The sequence below is a fragment of the Lacticaseibacillus boliensis genome (assembly GCF_054784775.1).
Genome location: NZ_BAAIHN010000010.1, coordinates 71367 through 90944, shown reverse-complemented (window position 1 = coordinate 90944; position 19578 = coordinate 71367). Strand labels below are relative to the sequence as shown.

Annotated in this window: 18 protein-coding genes, 1 tRNA gene and 1 pseudogene; 8 read left to right on the top strand and 12 right to left on the bottom strand. The window is 55.1% G+C overall.

All coding sequences use genetic code 11. The features are described from left to right. Positions 1-116 (top strand): annotated as a pseudogene (locus tag ACYVRB_RS06390) (IS30 family transposase); the annotation flags it as partial. Between the two features lie 40 nt (positions 117-156). Here the strand turns inward: ACYVRB_RS06390 and ACYVRB_RS06385 are convergent. The 3 genes from ACYVRB_RS06385 to ACYVRB_RS06375 form a co-directional block, all read right to left on the bottom strand. Beyond that, positions 157-348, bottom strand: a complete 192-nt coding sequence (locus tag ACYVRB_RS06385; protein ID WP_461214265.1) for a hypothetical protein — start codon at positions 346-348, stop codon at positions 157-159. 572 nt (positions 349-920) lie between these two features. Further along, positions 921-993, bottom strand: a tRNA-Ala gene (locus ACYVRB_RS06380). A 245-nt stretch (positions 994-1238) separates the two neighbouring features. Next, complete coding sequence (locus ACYVRB_RS06375) at positions 1239-2405, bottom strand: MDR family MFS transporter (RefSeq protein ID WP_461214264.1); 1167 nt, start codon at positions 2403-2405, stop codon at positions 1239-1241. Positions 2406-2655: 250 nt separating this feature from the next. Here ACYVRB_RS06375 and ACYVRB_RS06370 point away from each other — a divergent pair, with 250 nt between their 5' ends. The 3 genes from ACYVRB_RS06370 (at position 2656) to thiD (ending at position 5444) form a co-directional block, all read left to right on the top strand. After that, complete coding sequence (locus tag ACYVRB_RS06370) at positions 2656-3510, top strand: SbcC family exonuclease (protein WP_461214263.1); 855 nt, start codon at positions 2656-2658, stop codon at positions 3508-3510. Next, complete coding sequence (locus ACYVRB_RS06365) at positions 3503-4561, top strand: hypothetical protein (protein ID WP_461214262.1); 1059 nt, start codon at positions 3503-3505, stop codon at positions 4559-4561. Before ACYVRB_RS06370 ends, ACYVRB_RS06365 begins: the two co-directional genes overlap by 8 nt. 61 nt (positions 4562-4622) lie before the next feature. Next, complete coding sequence (gene thiD / locus ACYVRB_RS06360) at positions 4623-5444, top strand: bifunctional hydroxymethylpyrimidine kinase/phosphomethylpyrimidine kinase (RefSeq protein WP_461214261.1); 822 nt, start codon at positions 4623-4625, stop codon at positions 5442-5444. Between the two features lie 72 nt (positions 5445-5516). Here the strand turns inward: thiD and ACYVRB_RS06355 are convergent, their stop codons facing one another. From ACYVRB_RS06355 to mutY, 4 genes are all read right to left on the bottom strand, one after another. Further along, entirely contained in the window at positions 5517-6044 is a 528-nt protein-coding gene (locus tag ACYVRB_RS06355) for an HdeD family acid-resistance protein (protein WP_461214260.1), read from the bottom strand. Between the two features lie 84 nt (positions 6045-6128). Further along, entirely contained in the window at positions 6129-6305 is a 177-nt protein-coding gene (locus tag ACYVRB_RS06350) for a hypothetical protein (RefSeq protein WP_461214259.1), read from the bottom strand. Beyond that, positions 6298-6933 (bottom strand): NAD(P)H-dependent oxidoreductase, encoded by a 636-nt coding sequence (locus ACYVRB_RS06345; RefSeq protein ID WP_461214258.1) that lies wholly within the window; start codon positions 6931-6933, stop codon positions 6298-6300. Before ACYVRB_RS06345 ends, ACYVRB_RS06350 begins: the two co-directional genes overlap by 8 nt. Then, complete coding sequence (mutY, locus tag ACYVRB_RS06340; RefSeq protein WP_461214257.1) at positions 6930-7994, bottom strand: A/G-specific adenine glycosylase; 1065 nt, start codon at positions 7992-7994, stop codon at positions 6930-6932. The genes ACYVRB_RS06345 and mutY overlap by 4 nt, the downstream gene beginning before the upstream one ends. Positions 7995-8109: 115 nt before the next feature. On the opposite strand from mutY, the gene ACYVRB_RS06335 reads away from it, so the two are divergent. Continuing rightward, a complete protein-coding gene (locus tag ACYVRB_RS06335) occupies positions 8110-8778 on the top strand; it encodes a type 1 glutamine amidotransferase (RefSeq protein ID WP_461214256.1) in 669 nt (222 codons plus the stop codon). Positions 8779-8852: 74 nt separating this feature from the next. Here ACYVRB_RS06335 and ACYVRB_RS06330 read toward each other — a convergent pair whose 3' ends face one another. From ACYVRB_RS06330 to ACYVRB_RS06315, 4 genes are all read right to left on the bottom strand, one after another. After that, positions 8853-10667, bottom strand: coding sequence for a diguanylate cyclase (locus tag ACYVRB_RS06330; RefSeq protein WP_461214255.1), 1815 nt, complete (start codon positions 10665-10667; stop codon positions 8853-8855). Positions 10668-10827: 160 nt separating this feature from the next. Beyond that, positions 10828-10968 (bottom strand): hypothetical protein, encoded by a 141-nt coding sequence (locus ACYVRB_RS06325; protein ID WP_461214254.1) that lies wholly within the window; start codon positions 10966-10968, stop codon positions 10828-10830. Positions 10969-11147: 179 nt separating this feature from the next. After that, positions 11148-14255, bottom strand: coding sequence for an AAA family ATPase (locus tag ACYVRB_RS06320; RefSeq protein WP_461214253.1), 3108 nt, complete (start codon positions 14253-14255; stop codon positions 11148-11150). A gap of 13 nt (positions 14256-14268) precedes the next feature. Continuing rightward, the gene (locus ACYVRB_RS06315) at positions 14269-15399 is read right to left on the bottom strand and encodes an exonuclease SbcCD subunit D (RefSeq protein WP_461214252.1); all 1131 of its coding nucleotides are present in this window, start codon (positions 15397-15399) and stop codon (positions 14269-14271) included. 53 nt (positions 15400-15452) lie between these two features. On the opposite strand from ACYVRB_RS06315, the gene ACYVRB_RS06310 reads away from it, so the two are divergent. Beyond that, entirely contained in the window at positions 15453-16070 is a 618-nt protein-coding gene (locus ACYVRB_RS06310) for an HAD family hydrolase (RefSeq protein ID WP_461214251.1), read from the top strand. Positions 16071-16151: 81 nt separating this feature from the next. Here ACYVRB_RS06310 and ACYVRB_RS06305 read toward each other — a convergent pair whose 3' ends face one another. Continuing rightward, a complete protein-coding gene (locus tag ACYVRB_RS06305; RefSeq protein ID WP_461214250.1) occupies positions 16152-17774 on the bottom strand; it encodes an ABC-F family ATP-binding cassette domain-containing protein in 1623 nt (540 codons plus the stop codon). 176 nt (positions 17775-17950) lie between these two features. Between ACYVRB_RS06305 and ACYVRB_RS06300 the strand changes: the two genes are divergently transcribed. Together ACYVRB_RS06300 and ACYVRB_RS06295 are read left to right on the top strand one after the other, a co-directional pair. After that, complete coding sequence (locus tag ACYVRB_RS06300; RefSeq protein ID WP_461214249.1) at positions 17951-18784, top strand: DNA/RNA non-specific endonuclease; 834 nt, start codon at positions 17951-17953, stop codon at positions 18782-18784. A 77-nt stretch (positions 18785-18861) separates the two neighbouring features. After that, positions 18862-19368 carry a hypothetical protein gene (locus ACYVRB_RS06295; protein ID WP_461214248.1) on the top strand — a complete coding sequence of 169 codons (507 nt, stop codon included), beginning with the start codon at positions 18862-18864 and terminating at the stop codon, positions 19366-19368. Positions 19369-19578 lie beyond the last annotated feature (210 nt).

Here is a 19578-nt window from a genome sequence, read left to right as displayed (position 1 = left end):
AGAGCGACCAGGAAATTGAGACTTACATTGAACAACTGAATAATCGACCACGCAAGGTCTTAGGCTGGAAGACGCCATCAGAAGTCTTCATGGGTAAAAAGTTGCACTTGAGTTGACAATTCGTCGTAAAAGAAAACACCCACCTGATGGCGAGTGCTAATAATGAAATTCTTCTGGTTCGGATTTTCCATCAAACAGGTCATGATAGGCCTCATCCAACGTCTTCCCGTCTTTTGCAAGCTTCAACCGTGATAGGACATTAACGTATGGTGCATCATCAATCATATACTCAGGATGTAATTCTGGAATCTGCTTAGAATCTTTAGACTTCAAATCCATATTTTTCACTAGGCCTCTAGTTGACGTGCAGCTTCTGCGACAATATTTAAATGTTTATCCCATGTCTCATTTGGAGGTTAACGGCGCGAAGAGACTAGGCAAAGACTGTACGGTTTTGTGCACATGAACATTGTACCATCATGACATACATCGACGCCACAGATGGTGCTTCTGCTAATATTTGCCAAGCATTGATGCTCTCAGAAACCACGACACGCAACACCACACAAGACGGGTAACGGCTAAAAAGCCTGTCATATCAAGGCGTGAGCAACGCACTAGAGGGGGAATATACCCCTTTTCTGTTGGATTATTGCGAAAAGTTCCATGTGGGCCAGGTTGAACCGTTTATCCGTCGCGGTGCGCAGATAGCGCAACCTAGCCCATCGCCAACCAAGACACCCACCAATCCAGCGCAAACAAAAACCGCCCCACATCGGGACGGCCACCGCCTGCCTAGCACAGAATGCCAAGGCATTCCTTTTTTGATTTTTAATGCATTTCTGTGAACGTCTGACTTATCAGAATACTGCTATAACGCTGATTCTAACAACGTTTGACGTTGAATGATTAACGCTCAATGGATCCGAAGAGATTCGAACTCTCGACCTCTGCCATGCGAAGGCAGCGCTCTCCCAGCTGAGCTACGGACCCAAAACACAAGATTAATTGTATCATGTTCGCCTTGGTTGTAAAGGCTTTTTAGCGCCCCGCAACCAAAAAAAAGGCCGCCATCTGGCGACCTCTGGGGTAAGGGTTGGCTGCGCTTTGGGGAAGCGCAGCGATTTCACTTTGGAGGAGTGAAAATGAAAAATTGGGGTTGGGGTGCGAAATAAGCGGGTAACTTATTCCACATACTTATCGTAACAATCAGTTGTGAAGAAATTGTGAACGGATTCTTAAGGATTACTCAAGCGCCGTACTCGCGCCGCCTGAAAACTGAACGTGAGATTAACCGCCAACAACACGATGATCAAGACGCTGAACAACACGTGATAATTCGTCGCGTCGATCAACAAGGCCCCCATCAGCGGCCCCACCGCGCGCCCAGCAGACGCCAGCATCTGCACGACCGCCTGATAGCGTCCCCGCGCATCCGGAGGTGAGAACAGATCCACATACGTCGACACCGCCGGTAGCGCTAAGACTTCACCCACGGTCAACACCGCCATCGCCAGCATGAATTGCCAATAATGTTGCGCTGCCAACAAGATGACGAAGCTGACCGCAAACAACGCAAACCCTGTCGTCAGCCGCGCGCGGATATGGCGGTTAAGCCAATCGTCAAACGCGGTCAACACCGGCTGGAAGCAGACGATCAAGACGGCATTCAGCGTCCACAACAGACTGTAGTTACGGACCGTCAGCGACAACGACAACATGAACGCCGAGATGTTGCTTTGCCATTGCTCATACGCCACCCAGGTCACAAACAACATGACCAATAACCAGATCACATTGGCGCGTTTTGCCGGGCGAGCGGAACCATTGCCGGTTGCCGCCGGGCGCGCCGGCTTGGCGACGTTGAAGTAGCGCCACACCACGATCCAAAATAGGGTAAACAACGCACACGCCAACCCGAAAATATAGGTGATCCCCAACGGCAAAATAAAACCGACGATCAGCGTCCCGATGACCAGACCGAGATTGGCGGTGAAATACAACACGTTGAAAATATACGACGGCTTGCGACTTGTTGCCAGCGTCGCATAGGCGTTCACCCCTGTTGCCACGACACCGTTGCCGAGCCCCAACAAGATCAGCAACAGCGGGTAGGCCGGCCAGCCATGCCAGAAGATAAGGCTGAGCGTCGCCACCACGTTGATGCTGATGCCGATAAGCATCGTTGGGTAAGGCCGCCAGCGGTCAAACAAACGCCCGCCAAAATAATTCCCGATCATCGTCGCCATCGAGTTGATGAATAAAACGATCCCTGATATCGTCAGCGACTCATGCAGATACTCGTGCATGTAAATCGTCGTCAATGGCCAAATAAAGCTGATCCCGGTGTTAGTGATCAGGCTCCCCAAAAACAGCCACCGCAGCTGTAACTGTTGCCGTTGCATGCGACCCCTCCAATTTTTTAACCGCCACGAAAAAGTAACCTCGTGTCGCCTTAGCGATTGCGCTTGATAGCTTAATTTTATCGAAGCGTCACCTTACTTGACACGATAATGGGCAAATTCTCATCACTGATTGGCCTTTGCTCATTGTATAGAAAGTTTATTTTTAACATAATGGCGTCGCAACCGTTTCCCAACGCGCGCTGGTGCGGTAAACTGGAGACATCAGCAACTAATCGAGAGGTGTTTTCCGATGACAGTAGAATCTAGCTTGAATTATCAACAAACTTTTTTTAACGATTTCGGCGCTGCCTGGAACGAGCGATCGACTTATCGCCTGTACCAAGGTATCGACACGACCGCCACGAACCTGCGCCTAGAGCTCAACGAGACGCCAGGTTACATCTTGGCGTATGACAAAGACGCGCAAGAAGAGCTTCGCGTGTTTTTACAAAAGGCCTTCGTTGCCTTCTTGCGCGAACACATCCCCTTCTTCGAGGTGGCCGATGACGGTCGCGTCTTCTTCGGGGACTGGTACCACCGGCGTGAATTCGGGCAACTGAGCGTCTTCACGCGCACCATCGACCAGGTCACCAGCGAAGAGCGCAACATTTTACCGCAACTTGTCGCCTTTGCGGAAGATCCAGATCATTATCTGGACAACCAGCTCGAAGCGTTGCGCAAAGACATTTATCGCCAGGTCAACGACCTGCACAACCAGCTGGAAGCCGCAAGCGTCGAAGAACCGGAACAACCGGCGCGCACGGCCACGACGACCGGCGGCTCATTCCGTGGTTTATTGAAAAACTTCATCGATCCAGATGACGATACCGATGACGCACCAAGCGACCCGACGCCGCGTCCCAGCCGTCGCAAGCCGGTGCCGTCTAACTTGAAGCAACGCTTCGATGCCGCCAAGGCCGATGCCGACGTTGAATTCGACGCCAAAAAACGGACGATGCAAGTCTCAGCTGCGATTACGCGCTATGAATACCAAGCCGTCATCGGAACTTATAGCTCGATCACTCAATTCGAAAACATTCTTACCAACCTGAAGTCCGACTTCATGCGGGCCCTTGAAGCGAAGGAGGACAAACGCAATGCTTAATTATTCAGATCACCGCCTACAAGGCATCGCTACCACCCATTTGTCAGCCAAAGATGCCCGCGTCAAAATCACCGAAAGCTACGCTGAAGCCTTCACTAAACGCCAAAATTCTGCCATCTGGGCGCAAAACGAACAGGCGTTGGGTAGCCTCACACAAAGCTATACCGCCTTATTGGCAGACAAACTTCAAGAAGCCTTAGTCGCCTTGCCGGATCTGCATCCGGCTTTTGCCGAACGGCTATGGTTTTCCCCAGAGATCCGGACGTCTGGTCACAGCCAGATCACGGTTTACTTAGCGACAGATTCCGATAACCTGCCGCTGTTGGTCATCAACTCACCACTGCTCGACAAGGCCACCTTACTGGCACGCAACTTGCCGACCTTGTTACAGGTCACGGCCAAAGACGACAGCCAGGTCCAATTTGATGAGACCCAGCTGGCCGCTTTGTCGACCCTTATCAAGGGGCTGTATGCCGCCGACTACGGCTTCAAGACCGTTGATGAAACCGTGCTGCAGCCGGTTGAAGGCCTGACTTTCAAGACCAAGTATGACAACACCACGACGTTGACAACCAGCGCCCATGTCGATGCCGCCGGCGACCTCAATATCAGCCGCGATCTCGACGGCGCGGCTCCGGTTGAATTCCATGTCCGCGACGACGCCGGCCATGACTGGCTAGATCTAGGCACCGACAGCCAAGACGGCGATACCTTTACCTGGGCTTCGACCACAATTCCAGAAGAATTGATCGGCCACGTTTTGACCCTCGAGGTGTCCGTTCACGCCGGTGAAATTGCGCCAGCGCTGGATGAATTGTTCGTCATCGCTTCCAACCACGCCATCTTGATGCGGCAAGGCAAGGTCGCAGGTAGCTACGAACTCGCCTTGCCTAACCACGAAACCTTGACCGTCGTCTCCAACAGCGATGGCGACACGATCACGTTGCATTATCCGGAAGCAGACGTGCAAATCTTGGAATTGAATCATCAATATCCGTTCCTTGGCGAATGGTTGAAAGCCGTCTTGCCGCAAAGGCGCGCCTTCAATTGAATTAATGATGAATTACTAGTATTATGATGAGTAATCCATTAGAAAAAGAGGTTTTGTCCTTATGGCGAATGAATTTCCGCAAGTTTCAACGATCGCAGGCGTCGACTCAGACGGCTCTGCTGGTGCCGAGGCCGATCTCCACAGTTTCTTCATGCGCGGCACGTATGGCACCTTGGTCCTGACTTCTGCCGTTTCTGGCAACTCATACGGGATCCACGACAGTTTTGTCATGCCGGAAGCCTTCATTGACCATCAGTTCGATGACCTCGCCGCTGACTTACATATCCGCGCGGCCAAGACCGGGATGCTGGCAAACTCCAGCGTCATCCGTACCGTCGTCAAGAACCTGAAAAAATATGACTTTGGACCGCTCGTTCTCGATCCGGTGATCTCCACCAAGCATGGCAATATGCTGCTGGAAACGGAGGCTTTTGAAACGCTGAAAGCTGAATTGATCCCGATGGCGTTCATCATCACCCCTAACTTTTATGAAGCCGAGCACCTCACAGGCCTGAAGTTGAACGATGAGGCCGCCATCAAAGAAGCTGCACAACGCATCCACGCCATGGGTGCCAAGAACGTCATGATTAAAGGCCGCCACGACTCCGATGAGCAAACGACCGTCCGCGACTATATCCTGTTGGAAGACGGCAAGTCCTTCTGGTTGGAAGGTAAATACTACCCAACCACCCGCAAAAACGGAACCGGCGACAGCCTGAGTGCTGTCATCACCGCAGAATTGGCGAAAGGGCAAGACATCGAATCCGCGATCCGTATCGCCAAAGTCTTTGTCGACACCGCCATTGCCAACGAGATCCCAGTCGGCCACAAATTCGGCCCGATCAACCACTGGGCCAACCAGCTCACCCAACCAAAATATTGATTTCATCACAAAAACAGCACCGGCTTGACCATCCTGAATTGGATGCGCCAAACCGGTGCTGTTTATTTGCGCTCAGTGCCGGCGCAAAGCCGTTCCAATTTCCATCACGGCCATGACGAGCATCATGGCCCCGGTAACGCGGAACAACAATAACACCGCATGAAACGGATTGAAGACCAAGATCGCCCCGGCAATGATAACCACCACGCCGTAGAGGATCTGTGGAAGCGGACTCACGTTGACAAAGCGCTGATCTGACTTGGCGGTCGTGATCTTGTTGATGCCAAAAAACACGACGACGATCCCCAACAAAGCCGGCAACATGCTGAGCATCGGTTGCAAGAAAGCGGCGACCAGCAAAGCAGCGACAGTCAAGAAAATTCCTCGCGACAGCGCCCAGCCACCGTTGCCTGTGGCGCGACGAGCGCGCAGGCCTTGAATCAAGGCAGGCACGGCACTCGCCAACAAGACGGCGACCAGCACCCACTTAATCACGGTATAAACCGACCCTGGTATCAACAAGAACCATAGGCCGGCGATGACTAGTGCCAACGCACGGATCACCGGAGATTTAAAAAGTGTACTGATTTTTGCAAACATCACAGGCTCCTTAGGCAGATCGTTTTTGAATAGCTTAAGCATAGCGCATCTCGACTTGATCGCCCTCGGTCTTGCGGCGGGTCTTCACCACCGCTCATGGTCCCAGAGTGTCCCGTCGAGTTCCCCTTCGGCTTGATCGAGCCGACGCGTCTGCTCGCGGATAAAATCCTGCAAGGCCAGATAAAAAGCCTTGTCTTCATAGGTTGTCGCCGCTTCTTCGGCTTGTTGCGCCTGTTGAAGTAGCCAGCGGTCATCAGTCATCTTGAGCCTCCTTGAGGGCCTGGCGCAGGTCTGCCAAGCGCGCCTGGCGATCTGCCAGTTCGCTTTGCAGCAAATCTGCCTCGGGCTTTTGGGCCAAGGCGTCGAGCCACCACGCCGCCTGAGCGGCAAAGGTCTGTTCCGGCAAACTGAGGTATTGCTGGTAACGGATCAACAGCCGCTGGCGGTGATTATCCGGCATGCGGACAAACTGTGCCACCACCAAAGGCGCCAGCCAGCGCATCTTCGCGGTATGGGCAAGCGCCATATATGGCGCCAATAACGCATCCAAGCTCACCCCAACAGCGGCGCCTGGATGGTAGTCTCGCTCAGGACGACCCATTGTGACCACCACCCCGAGTTCCTTGTTCGCAAGCGACGTCGCAAAATTCATCGCCCAGACCTTGCTCAGCCAAGCGGTCAATGTCGCCGGCGCGGTATACCACGTCAACGGAAACTGGAAAATAATCCGGTCAGCCGCCTGCAACTGCGCCCGTTCCCCCAACACATCAGGCGCTTCAGGCACAGGATGCCAAGTGGCGTCGGGCACTAGCGCGGCTCCTGCTTTCAAGAATGCTTGGGTGCTCGAGCCTGAGAGCATCGGATGGGCTACCACAATCAACGTTTTCATGCTTCTACCGCCTTCAGTAATTTCTTTTGGACCGTCGGGATCGCCAAGGTCGCCACGTCTGCCACCCATTCACCGGGCAGATAGGTCAAATCAAACGCATCACATTCAGCCGTCAGAATCGTGAGTTGCCACTGCTGATGGGTGAAGGTGTGCTTGACCAGTTTCTTGTGGCCGTCCACCAATTGGACTTGCTGGCCAGATTGGGCCGCAAAAACCGCGGTTGCCCCCGCCGGCGTGTCGTCGTCAAGTTCAGAACGGGCGATCAGCGGAAACATCCAAAGATTGGCCAGCATCCCCGTGCTCGGCCGGCGCACCAAGAGGTAGCCTGCCGGGCTGTGCAGCGCCAAGGCGTAATACGGCACCGCGACCGGCGGCTTTTTCTTGGTCTTGACCGGAAAATCTAATACCCGCCCCGCCGCCAGCGAAGCGTCAAAAGCCGCGACCGGCGAATGGGCGGCATCCGGGTCTTTGGCCCGCATGTAGCTGGCTCCGAGATCCATGATCGCCTGGTTGAAATCTCCGGGACGTTCGGGATCGATCACCTGCCGGATCACTCGGTCAAACACCTTGCGCGTTTGCGGTTGGGCGATGTCATCAGCAATGCAAAACAGCCGCGAAAAGACGCGAAAAGCATTCCCGTCGATGGCAGGCTCGACTTGATTGAACGCGATGCTTGCGATCGCACCTGCCGTGTATGGCCCGATCCCGGCCAGCTGTTGGAGCTCGGCGGCAGTCTGCGGCCACACGCCACCGTAATCTTGCATTAGCTGTTGGGCCGCTTTTTGCAAATTTCTGGCGCGCGAGTAATACCCTAGTCCTTCCCAGGCCTTGAAGACCTGGTCTTGCGGTGCTTCAGCCAAGCTGGCCACATCCGGAAACTGGGCGATGAATCGTTGATAATACGGGATCACCGTCGCCACCTGCGTCTGTTGCAGCATCAGTTCGCTCACCATCACATGATACGGGTCATGATCGGCGCGCCAAGGGAGTTTGCGGCCGTTAGCGTCATACCAAGCTAGTAGCGTTTGTCGAAACGCCTCGATTTTTTCTTCATTCCACATGGCTCTAGTGTATGGTAAAAAAGTGGTAAAATGCAACTACAGTAACAAGATACTGCCGCCTGGGGATTTGCAAGCGATCCCCCACCGACATTGCCGTTTGAAAAGAGGAACGCTCATGCGAATCAATATTTTGCAACACACTCCCAGCGAAGGCCCTGGCGCCATCGCTTCTTGGGCAGAAGCTCACGGTCACACCATGACGGTGTACCATCCTTACCAGTTTGGGATCTTGCCGACTGAGACCGATACCGACTTGCTGGTCTTGCTCGGCGGTCCGATGAGCCCCAACGATGACTTGCCCTGGATCCATGCGGAGCGGCGCTTGATCCAAGCCATGTTAGACGCGGACAAGCCGATGTTCGGCGCTTGTTATGGTGCCCAACAGATCGCCAAGACCTTGGGCTATCCGATCACCAAAGCCGCCGCCAAAGAAGTCGGCTGGGCCCCGATCTATCGCCAAGCAACCACGATCCCAGGCATTCCCGCAACCGTGCTGGCCTTGCATTGGCACGAGGAACAATTTGCCATCTCAGATGAGGCCGAGTGGCTTTTTAGCAGCGACTTGGTGCGCAACCAAGGCTTCGTGATGCGCCACAAGATCGTCGGGTTGCAATGCCACATCGAACCCTTGTCCCAAAACATCCGTACGATGGTGGTCAACGACGGGGCTTACACCCAGGGATCGGCGCTTCACCAATCACCAACTGCCATCCTTAACCACCAAGTTCCCGAGGCAAACCAGCGGGTGATGGCGGCGATTCTGGATTATATCACCGCCCAATAACCCGATCAGACGCCCAAACACCGATGCCGCCCAAAGCTGGGCAACATCGGTGTTTGGGTTTTTCAGTCTGCTCATTATACCAACCGTGGCAATTCAGGAGGATCGAATGCGTAGCCTTGCAAATAACGACCGTGCAAACGTTTGGTCACATACTCAGTATCTCTAGCGCTTTCGAGCTTGGTGAAGACCACCTCAACGTTGGCGGCTTGGCACTTGGTACACCAAGCAACCATCGCCTGCTCCGGGTCCAGATCCGAACCGAAAGCCGCGCGCAGATCCGCCAGTGTCGTCTTAATCCCGTCGATCAGTGATAAAGCCGGCTCGCTCACGTTAGCAGGATGTGCAACTTCGACAGCGACTCGCAGTCCTTGTTGCCGGTATTGTGGTACCGTCTTCGCCAATTTCTCCAGAGCGGGCACCTCGCGCAAGTTGACCCATAACTGCCGGGGTGCCTGTTGCTTCGCAAATTCGACCAGCCGCGTGATTGTTTGCGGCTGCTGGAACTCAGTTGGCGTCAGATATACGGACACGTTGGTCGCCCCGCCTATCTTCGCTTCTTGCATGAAAGGCAACTGAACGCAGAGCGGTTGTGGTGTGGTCACGGTCTCCCACCGCTCGCTTGCCTGCAACCAATGCCCCAAGCACACCTCGTTGGCGACTGTGGCCATGTGCTTATGCGCATCAACGATTCGCTGGGTGAAAAACGTATAGGTTTCATTTGCACGCTCTGGCCGCATGTCGACTACCGCCTGTCCCAACACCGTGATCGTATCGCGTCCCCGCGTCTTAGACTGATACAAATTATCGTCAGCCCGACTGAACAGCACGTTGGCGTCTGCATCAGTGATATTTCGTTCAGCCACGCCGCATGACAGGGTACAGGCAATCGTCGCCTCTTGTGCCGTAAAGCGACTCTTGCGTACCCGTTGCCAACAAGCGCGCGCCAGCGGCAACGCGGCTTGCGCCGTCGCTTGGCGGCAGATGATCGTAAACTCTTCACCGCCTGTGCGATACAGCTTGGCATCAATATCGCTTGCGACCACTGACCGTCGCAAGATCTTGGCAATGCCAACTAAGATGTCATTGCCGGCCAGATGCCCATAATGATCGTTGACGGCTTTAAAGTGATCGATATCAATGGTAATTAACGCCAACGCCTGGTCGTCGTCGCGGGCGTGCAAGAAGTCTACTTGCAAGTCGGTTTGAAACGCTGCATAAGTTCTCACCCCAGTCAGTGCATCAAAGGTCGCCTTTTTGGCGTTGGCTTTGCTCCGCACAGCAGCGCGGTGCAGCGAATGGAGATAAACCCCAGAAACAGCGATGGCAACCGACGAGTAGCTGATGGCGCAAAGCACCATGGGCAAGGTGAAACGTATCCCCGCGGCGTCCTTAGGAATGGTTAACCAAAACATCACCGCAATGCTCCAAATCACCACAATATGGCGCCACACATGATAGCGGATGGCCGCCCGCCAAACCCAGACAATGATGACCCAAAAGCCAAAAAAAACAACCATCATCGAAAAAGCAAGCGAGTGAAAAGCGCCCGCATAATAGGTCACCCCGACACCAAACAACGCCAGTCCCCGCAAGATGAATTCAAACACATTGATGCCTTCATCGAGCATGATAAAGGCCAGCATGAAGACCGCCAATGCATGATATGCCAGTGCCGTCTGTGGCATCGCGACGCCGTTGTGGGTAAAAACCAACATGCTCGCAACGGCGATGATTACCACCGGCATGACCACCCGGCCAACCGTTTTGGCCGGCGACGGCGAAAGCGCTATCAGCTTTGTCCACAACAGGTTATGGAGACCAACAAATCCGGTCGTGAAGCCTAAAATGATGATGACGTGTGTAATTAATGCCAGCACTTGATTCGGCATTCTGACCTCCTGAAAAATGACAATTGAGGATCATTATATCATACTCAACCTTTTGCCTGTCATTCTCAGTGCCAGTGTCACACTTGGATGAAAATAAAAAAATCCCGCCGAGGTCGATAATCGATCCTGACGGGGTTTTCGAATGTTAACTGAGCTGAACTTACTTTTCATTTTCGAGCTTCTCGGCCTCATGGTCGATTGTAGCAAATCCGGACTCAGACTTCTTAACTGGATGCTCGGCACGCTTCTTTTCAGCTTCTTGGATCAATGCCTTGCGTTCTTGCTTACTGAGTTTTGCCATATTTCTCGCCTCTTATTCATTAGAATTAGAGTTGAGGGGGTTGTTGGCTCTCTCTCGACATCTCCGTTATACCACGAATCGTCAACAGATGTAAGAGAAAGCGTCACCAAGTTAGCTCGAGTGCCACCGGCGACGTACAGCCCGCGCAGGTTTTGCCCCGAATTTTTTTTGTCCAAAAATTACTCGCCCAGGTGCACAACTTGAATATGGCTGTCGCCAGCACCAGTCGGGCGCACGCGCAGTTGATCCGGGACCCCGGACTGTAGCGACTCGACGTGGCTGATGATGCCGATCATCCGCGACTGGCCTTCAATCGTCTCCAACGCCTCCAGCGCCGTGTCTAGGCTGGCGCTGTCCAGCGAACCGAAGCCTTCATCGATGAACAACGCATCAATCGTGATGCCGCCTGCGGATTGTTGAATCACTTCGCCTAACGCCAACGCCAGAGCCAAAGCCGCAATGAACGATTCCCCACCACTCAGCGTGTGTACCGAGCGGGTCTCGCCGACTTGATCGTCGTAAACATCGATCTCCAGTCCAGAATCGTTGCGATAGCTGCCAGGATCTTGATGGAGCAACAGCTGATACCGCCCGTCGGACAGGCCTTCCAAGCGCTTGTTGGCGACGACCAGGACTTGTTGCAGATAAGCCCGTAATACATAGCGCTCCAGGCTGAGTTTCTGCGCATTGTTGCCGCTCACGACCGCCGCCAGATTTTGCATGGCGACGCCCTTGGTCAGTGCTTCTTGATTGCGGCTGTATCCCGCCTGCGTCTGCTGATAAAGCCGCGTCGCCTGCTTGTGTTGCTGGCTGATTTCTGCGACCACCTGCTGGGCCGCGGTGGCGGCCTGATCGGCTTGCTGGCGGGCTGCCATCAAGGCCGCCACATCAGGCAACGGCCGGTCGGCGATCTGCTTGTCGGCAGCTTCCAGCAACGCTTTTTGCCGCGCTTCGGTTTCGCGGGCGGATGTCAATCGTTCTTGCAAGCCAGCAATCGCATCGCCATCCGCCAGCCAAGCGTTGAACGTCGCTTCAGGTGTGTGGTGATGGTTGGCCAATGCGTCGGCCAAGCGTTGTTCTTCCGTTGTCAGCTGGGCCGCCAGCGTGTGTGCTTGATTCTGCTGGTCAGTAAGTTGCGTCTGCAGCCGCGTCTGCTGGTCGCGGGCGGTTTGGAGCGTCGCTTGGTTGGCGACGGTCGCCTGATCGTGGTCTGTGATCCGCTTTTGCAGCGCGTCACGTTCGGTGGTGATTTCTTCGACCGTTGGTAAGGCTTCTGGCAACCGGGCACGATCTGCAGTCAATTCTGCACTTGCGGCGGCCAATGCGACCTGTGCGTTTTGGGCCGCGGTGGTGATCTCAGCTTGTTGGGCGAGGAGTTGGCGCTGCTTTTCCTGTAGCCGCTGCGCTTTTGCTTCTAATGCCTGACGCCGCTGTTGTTGCGCAGCCGCTGTTTGACGCAGCTGGGCAAGCTGTTGGGCCTGCGCCGTCAAGGTGGCTTCAGCGTCGGCATGGGCAAAAGTCCCAGCCAAGGCCTGAATCTGTGCTGCCACGTCGGTTACATCTTGTTGCCACTGGGTGGCTTGGGCTTCAAGCTGCGCGGCTTGGGCCTGCACTTTTGCCAGCCGGGATTGCGCAGCCGTGCGCTTGGCATCGGCGGCTTGCAAGGCCTCAGGAGCCACCGCCGCTTGCGCCTGGACCACAGCCGGATGCGGATGGTCCAGGCTGCCACACACCGGACATGGCGCGGCCGGCGACAATTGGGCGACAAGCGCCGCGATCTGGTTGTTCAGCCGCCGATCGTGCAGGTCGGTATAATGTTGCTGGGCATCTTGCGCCGCTTGTTGGCGCGTTGTGATCTGCGTGGCAACGTCTGCTTGTTGTTGCTGGCAACTGCGCAGGCGCGCCTGGGTCTGCTTGAGCTGTTTGGCCAGTCCCGCTAACTTTGCCGCCAAGTTCTCAGCGGCTTGCAGCTCTGGGGTGATGTCTTCTGTGGCCAAGGCTGCCTGGGCGGCCTGATTGGCGACAACTGCCGCTTCACCAGCGGTCACGTCGGTTTGGATCGCTTGGCGTTGGTCTTGCGTTTGTGTCTGCTTGGCCTGAGCTCGCTGGACAGCTGCGGTTGCATCGGCGACGACCTGCAGTTGGGCTTGCCACGAGGTCAGCGTCTGCAGGCGTGACTTGGCCGCAGTAACAGCCGCCTCTTGTTGCGCAAGCTGTGCCTGTTGCCGCTGGGCTGCTTGCAGGGTGGTTTGGGCCTGGGCCAACGCGGTGCTCGTCTGCTGGATTGCCGCCGTCAATTGCGTTTGTTGCTGGCGGCGGCTGGCGATCCGCTCTGAAACCGGCGCCAACTCGTGTGCCCACTGCAAGTCGACCAAGCGCGTGGCCGCGGCCTCTAGCTCGGGCTTGGCCTGAGCCAATTCAGCCAGTTGCCCTTTGGCGGCTTCTGCTTGGGCATACGCCGCTTGCAACATGTCCGCCTCGTGATAGGCTGCGTTGGCGGCACCAAACGCCTTTTTGGCTGCCGTCGCTTGGTTGGTGGCAGACGCGATCGCAGTCTTTTGTGCCGCCACGGCGGTTTGCATCGCCGCCAAGTGCTCTGCCAGCGTCGCCTGTGGGGCTGGCGCGGCGTCGCCATAATCGAATTGGGCGACCAGCGCCGAAAGTTGTGCCTGCTGCTTGGCAATCATCGCCGACTGTTTCTTGGCTGCCGTTTGCAAGGTTGTCTGCCAACGCGCATATAACTCGGTACCAAACAGATGCCGCAACAGCGCGCCTTTGGCATCAGAATTGGCGTCAAGAAACTGCCGGAACTTGCCTTGCGGGAGCAACACCATCTGGCGGAACTGATCCGCGTCCAGCTGCAACAGCGCCTGGACGCGTTCCTTCACCGTCTGCACTTTCGTCAGCTCGGTTTCTTCGGCGCCGTCAACGAAGACCTTCAAGCTGACCTTGGCTGCCACCTTTGTCAGGCCGACGCCGCGCTTTTTGGCGAGCAGCTGTTCCGGTGCGCGGCGGATCACGTAATCGCGGCCGCCGTGGCTGAATTTCAGCACGACTTCTGTGGCCTCATCCGGCGTGGCAAAGCTTGCCCGCATCTCGTTGCCGGTACGCTCCCCGCCGGTGGTCGTGCCATACAAGGCGTAGACCAGCGCGTCAAAAATCGTCGTCTTCCCGCTACCGGTCTTGCCGCTGATCAAAAATAATTGCGTCGTTTCAAACGCGGTAAAATCGACGGTTTCATCGCGATACGGGCCAAAGTTTCGCATCGTTAATTGCTGTAAACGCATGTTTTTCTTCCTTTCAGTCGACGCTGGTGGTTAGCCCTTTTTGCGCATCAGCCAGTGCCGTTTTCGCCCACGCCAGTGCCTGCTCATCGATCTCAGAGCCGGTGGCTGCTACATAAAAGTCTGTCAATAGCGGCAGTGGTCCCAGTTTCAACGCCGTAGTCGCCGGTGTCGGCGCCACCTTCACCCCGCTTTGACGATCGAGGTTGATGACTTGGGGGAAAATCTCGCGCAGAATGGCCATCACGTTGGGGATCACCTCAGTATCCGTGAGCGTGATCGCCGTGTAGGCCTCGCGATCATAACCGGCGTATTGTTTAGGATCGGCCAATTCTTGAAAACTACCGGTGAGGTGTTGGACCTCACGGCGTGGCGCTAGTGGCACAAACTTGCGCGCCATCGTCGCCGTGTCTAAGATATACACCCCTTTTTCCTGGTTCACCTCAGACACCGCATACTTCAGAAGCGACCCGGCGTACTGGATCTTGGCTGCATTTAGGGCGTCGTGATTGTGCAGATGCCCCAGCGCCACATAATCGAACGGACTCAGGTCAGCCACCGCCACCGCATCAAGTCCACCCACATTGACCCGCGTTTCAGATTCGGAATGGTCACTACCGGCTGCAAAAAAGTGGCCCACCAAGATATGGCGCTTGTCTGGCGCAAACAGCGTCTGCATCTTGGCCACGACCGGCACCATCGCCTTGGCGATGTTTGTCAGGCTGTCATCGTGAAAATATTGGCGCGCGGCCACCGGTTCGAAATACGGCAGCAAGAAAAATTGCGTGTCGGCGATCGTCACCGGGGTGAACGCCTGCGTCAATTGGGTGTTGAGATACAGCTCGGTTGCCTGATACCAGTCGCGGCCGGTGTTCAGCCGCACCGCTGAGTCGTGATTACCTGACACTACCAACAGCGGGTAATGCAACTCACGATTCAGCCGGTAAAGCATCTGGTTGACCACCGCCACCGACGCTTCACTCGGTAGCGCGCGGTCATACAAGTCGCCAGCAATAATGATCGCATCGACTTGTTCCGCTTTGGCTGTGGCCACCAACCGTTCAAAAACCGCTTCTTGGTCTTCTTGCAGATCAAAGCCTGCAAGTTTTTTACCGATATGCCAATCGGCTGTATGCAAAATTTTCACCAAAACCGCCTCCATATTGTATAATTGCCGTAGTTTGTGAAAGGAAGTGCGTTATGTCCACGTTTATCTTTGATATCGATGGCACCTTGATCGATTCCGTTCCGGCTTATCTCAAAGGCCTGCAAAAAACTATGCGTCGTCACGGGCGCGAATACGCGTTGGAAGAGTTGACCTTCTCCAATGGCATCCCGTCGACTGAAACCGCGGCTCACCTCGGGTTCACCGGCGACGCCGCCCAGGCGCTGATCGATGAGTGGATCGAAGACTCTAAGCCTTTCTCCGCCGCCGTCGACTGGATCCCCGGCATGCCTGAAACGATGCAGGCACTCCGCCAAAAAGGCCACCGGCTGGGCATCGTTACCTCAAAAGACGCCGCCGAGTTTGATCTAGATAACGCCAAGTATCACTTTACCGACTATGTCGACACCCGGATCGTCGCCCATGACGCCAAGCGCAACAAGCCTTATGCAGATCCCATTTTGCTTGCGCTCGACCGCTTGGACGGCCAGCTTCAAGACGCCGTTTATATCGGTGACACCAAAACCGACTCACTAGCCGCCCAAAACGCCGGCGTCCGCTTTGCTTTGGCCACATGGACCAGCAAGCCTACCGCTGACTTAGAACCGATCGCCTACGCCTTGAAGAAGCCGGAAGACTTACTGACATTATAACCGAAAATTCAAAACGGCCCTCGGCCAACACAAAAAAGCGTCGCAATGGCCAATGGCATTGCGGCGCTTTTGATCGTCGGCCTAGTAGATTCCTTCGACCTGTTTTTGGGCGACTTCGTGTTTCATGAACTCATCATACGTCGTGTCGGCGCGATCAACGATCCCTTTAGGCCCGACTTCGACGATGTGGTTGGCAATCGTTTGGATGAACTGATGGTCATGGCTCGTGAAGACCACGGCGCCTGGAAAATCGATCAGCGCGTCGTTGAGGCTGGTGATGCTTTCCAGATCCAGGTGATTGGTCGGATCATCCAGCAACAAGACGTTGGCCTTCGACAGCATCATCTTAGCCAGATAAGAGCGGACCTTTTCGCCCCCGGACAACACGGTGACTTTCTTCAACGGTTCGTCGCCGCGGAACAACATCTGCCCTAAGAAACCGCGCAAGAAGGTGTTATCCGACTCTTCCTTGCTGGCAAACTGCCGCAACCATTCCAGGATATCGAAGCGCTCATCTGAAAATTCAGGCGTGAGGTCTTTAGGCATGTAGGCCCGCGACGTCGTGACCCCCCAGGTGACCGTCCCGCTGTCGGGTTGCAGGGTACCGGCGACGACCTGCATCAAGTAGCTGGTCGTGACATCGGAACGCGAGATGAAGGCCGTCTTATCGCCGGGACGCAAGATGAAGGAAACCTTATCCAACACCTTCTCGCCTTCGACGGTCAAGGAGACGTTTTCGACCCGCAGCAAGTCGTTGCCTAATTCACGCTCCGGCACGAACTTGATGAACGGATACTTACGTGATGACGGCTTGATGTCATCGAGCGTGATTTTCTCAAGTTGCTTCTTCCGCGACGTCGCCTGCTTGGATTTTGAGGCGTTAGCGGAGAAGCGCGCCACGAATTCTTGTAGCTGTTTGATCTGTTCTTCTTTTTTGGCGTTGGCGTTAGAACGGAGTTGTTGGGCGAGCTTGGAAGATTCCATCCAGAAGTCGTAGTTACCCACGAACATCTCGATCTTGCCAAAATCGACGTCACACATCATCGTGCAAACCGCGTTCAAGAAATGCCGGTCATGGCTGACCACCAAAACGGTATTGGTATAGTCTGCCAAGAAGTCTTCCAGCCACGCGATGGTCTGCGGATCCAAGCCGTTGGTCGGTTCGTCTAACAGCAACAAGTCAGGCTTGCCAAACATCGCTTGGGCCAGCAGCACTTTGACTTTTTCGCCTTCTGGCAGTTCTGCCATCAAGGTCTGGTGTTGCGATTCTGGGATCCCCACCGACTGCAAGAGCTGGCTGGCATCGGATTCCGCGTTCCAGCCGTCCATCTCGGCAAACTCCCCTTCGAGTTCTGCGGCCTTGATCCCGTCTTCTTCGGAGAAGTCTGCCTTGGCATACAGCGCATCTTTTTCGGTCATGACCTGATAGAGACGATCGAACCCTTGAAGGACCGTGTTCATCACGGTTTGGTCATCGAACGCAAAGTGATCCTGCTTCAACGAGCTCATCCGCTCGTTGGGATCCATCGACACACTCCCGGTGGTCGGAGTCAGCTTGCCTTCGAGAATCTTCAAAAAGGTCGATTTGCCGGCGCCGTTTGCGCCGATGATACCGTAGCAGTTGCCTGGAGTGAACTTCAGGTTGACATCTTTATACAAAGTACGATCGGAAAACGTCATCGACACGTTGTTAACTGTAAGCAATCTTTTACCTCGCTATGAATTGATCTGGACACATTGCAGTTAATCTTAGCAGAATTCATCCACCGCGGCAATCTATAGAAGATAAATTTTCATTACAGGCGGTTTACGCCTCTGCAACGTTTTTTTGCGCATTGCGGATGGCTTCGGTAAACTGGAGGCACTGGAGGAATATTCGCATGTTAATTCTAGGTATTGTTCTGATCATCGCCGGGATCTTGGTCGGTGCCACCCGCATGCCCCGCCAACAGCGCGCCCGCAAGCGCCGCCGGAAACTGGCGGCGAGCCTGATCGTATTGGGCGTCGCCTTTGGTGGCGGCCAACAGGTGCAACAACAAGTCACCGGCCCGAGCAACTCAGCCACGAGCAGCAGTGCCAGCCACGTCAACGTCACCGGCAATCCGACCAAAACCGCCAACGCCACGGCCCAGCCGGTCGCCAAGCTGGCGGCCCTCACCTATAACGGCGACCAAGAGATCACCATCAACAATAACGATCCGGCCTTCTCCACCAGCGAGCTGGCGACCACCAACGGCGCGTGGACGCGCTTTTCTGATCTGGACCGCCTCAACCGCGTCGGGGCGGCCGAAGCGATGCTGAACCGCAGCATCATGCCAACAGCCGAGCGAGAACCGTTGACCTGGGACCCGACCGGCTGGCACAACAAAAAAATCAACGGCACCTGGATCTACAACCGCAGCCATCTGATCGGCTACCAGTTATCTGGTGAAAATAACAATCCCAAGAACCTGATGACCGGCACCCGCGAGCTGAACTCGCCGTTGATGCAAGCCCATGAAGACGATATCGCCCATTACCTCAAACAGTCTAACGCGCATTATGTCCGCTATGAAGTCACCCCGGTTTTTCGCGGTAGCGAATTGCTGGCACGCGGTGTGGCCATGCGAGCACAGTCGATCGGTGACAACACCATCCGCTTCAACGTCTATATTTTTAACGTGCAGCCCAGCGTGAGCTTGAACTACGCTGACGGCACCAGCCAGGCGCAGTGAAATCGGACCGAGGGCTGACGCAATCCAGGCAACCAGCGCGTATGCTTAAGCCAATCATGCAAGATGGAGGAGTCATTATGGGGGAAACGCAAAAAAACATCGGCATCGATCCGACGACTGCGGTGAGTTTTTGGCGGCGCAACGAACGCACCGCCCGCTTCACCGCCTTGGGAATCGGGGTGTTGATTGCTAGCGGCGGCGCTGTCGAGGCGACCAGCACGATCAATGACGGCCTTGCCGGCGGGAGCTTCTTGCTACTGGTCGCCATCGGGGTGATGCTGATCCTCACCCCGCGCCTGGGGCAACACCAGCAGCACAAACACCGCCGTGTCCCGATCGCCTCAGATACCCGCGCCTTGGCCAAGCAAGAGCGGCTGGCCTACCAACGCGCTCACACGATCGGGCTGGTCTTTGGCATCGGCATGTGTATCGCTTCACCGGCCGCCGCGGCGATTGCAAACAGTGACATCGGCGGGGCCTTGTTCATGTTTGGTGAGGCGATCGGCGTCTTTTTCATCGTCTACGTCAACCTCGTTGCTGCCGGCTACAAACGGCTCACCCACGATCACGCCAAATTGCGGTGATCGTCAGGGGTGTCAATCAATCCTGTTAGCATTACTCACACCACCGCTTCTCTGCAAAACGCCGACATAACGGCGTTTTTTATTTACAATAAAAATTTTGTTGCTCAAAATAGCGCTTTCATAAATTGGCCTACCTGAAAGCGGGGTTACAATGTTGCCAATGATTTGTGGCGACGGATAAGGATCACTTGTGTCTGCACACCAGCCCAC

Bases quoted from the DNA above. Each gene is read 5' to 3' on its own strand.
- ACYVRB_RS06375 (WP_461214264.1), bottom strand. From the start codon at position 2,405: ATGCAACGGCAACAGTTACAGCTGCGGTGGCTGTTTTTGGGGAGCCTG.
- ACYVRB_RS06370 (WP_461214263.1), top strand. From the start codon at position 2,656: ATGACAGTAGAATCTAGCTTGAATTATCAACAAACTTTTTTTAACGAT.
- ACYVRB_RS06365 (WP_461214262.1), top strand. From the start codon at position 3,503: ATGCTTAATTATTCAGATCACCGCCTACAAGGCATCGCTACCACCCAT.
- thiD (WP_461214261.1), top strand. From the start codon at position 4,623: ATGGCGAATGAATTTCCGCAAGTTTCAACGATCGCAGGCGTCGACTCA.
- ACYVRB_RS06355 (WP_461214260.1), bottom strand. From the start codon at position 6,044: ATGTTTGCAAAAATCAGTACACTTTTTAAATCTCCGGTGATCCGTGCG.
- ACYVRB_RS06350 (WP_461214259.1), bottom strand. From the start codon at position 6,305: ATGACTGATGACCGCTGGCTACTTCAACAGGCGCAACAAGCCGAAGAA.
- ACYVRB_RS06345 (WP_461214258.1), bottom strand. From the start codon at position 6,933: ATGAAAACGTTGATTGTGGTAGCCCATCCGATGCTCTCAGGCTCGAGC.
- mutY (WP_461214257.1), bottom strand. From the start codon at position 7,994: ATGTGGAATGAAGAAAAAATCGAGGCGTTTCGACAAACGCTACTAGCT.
- ACYVRB_RS06335 (WP_461214256.1), top strand. From the start codon at position 8,110: ATGCGAATCAATATTTTGCAACACACTCCCAGCGAAGGCCCTGGCGCC.
- ACYVRB_RS06330 (WP_461214255.1), bottom strand. From the start codon at position 10,667: ATGCCGAATCAAGTGCTGGCATTAATTACACACGTCATCATCATTTTA.
- ACYVRB_RS06325 (WP_461214254.1), bottom strand. From the start codon at position 10,968: ATGGCAAAACTCAGTAAGCAAGAACGCAAGGCATTGATCCAAGAAGCT.
- ACYVRB_RS06320 (WP_461214253.1), bottom strand. From the start codon at position 14,255: ATGCGTTTACAGCAATTAACGATGCGAAACTTTGGCCCGTATCGCGAT.
- ACYVRB_RS06310 (WP_461214251.1), top strand. From the start codon at position 15,453: ATGTCCACGTTTATCTTTGATATCGATGGCACCTTGATCGATTCCGTT.
- ACYVRB_RS06300 (WP_461214249.1), top strand. From the start codon at position 17,951: ATGTTAATTCTAGGTATTGTTCTGATCATCGCCGGGATCTTGGTCGGT.
- ACYVRB_RS06295 (WP_461214248.1), top strand. From the start codon at position 18,862: ATGGGGGAAACGCAAAAAAACATCGGCATCGATCCGACGACTGCGGTG.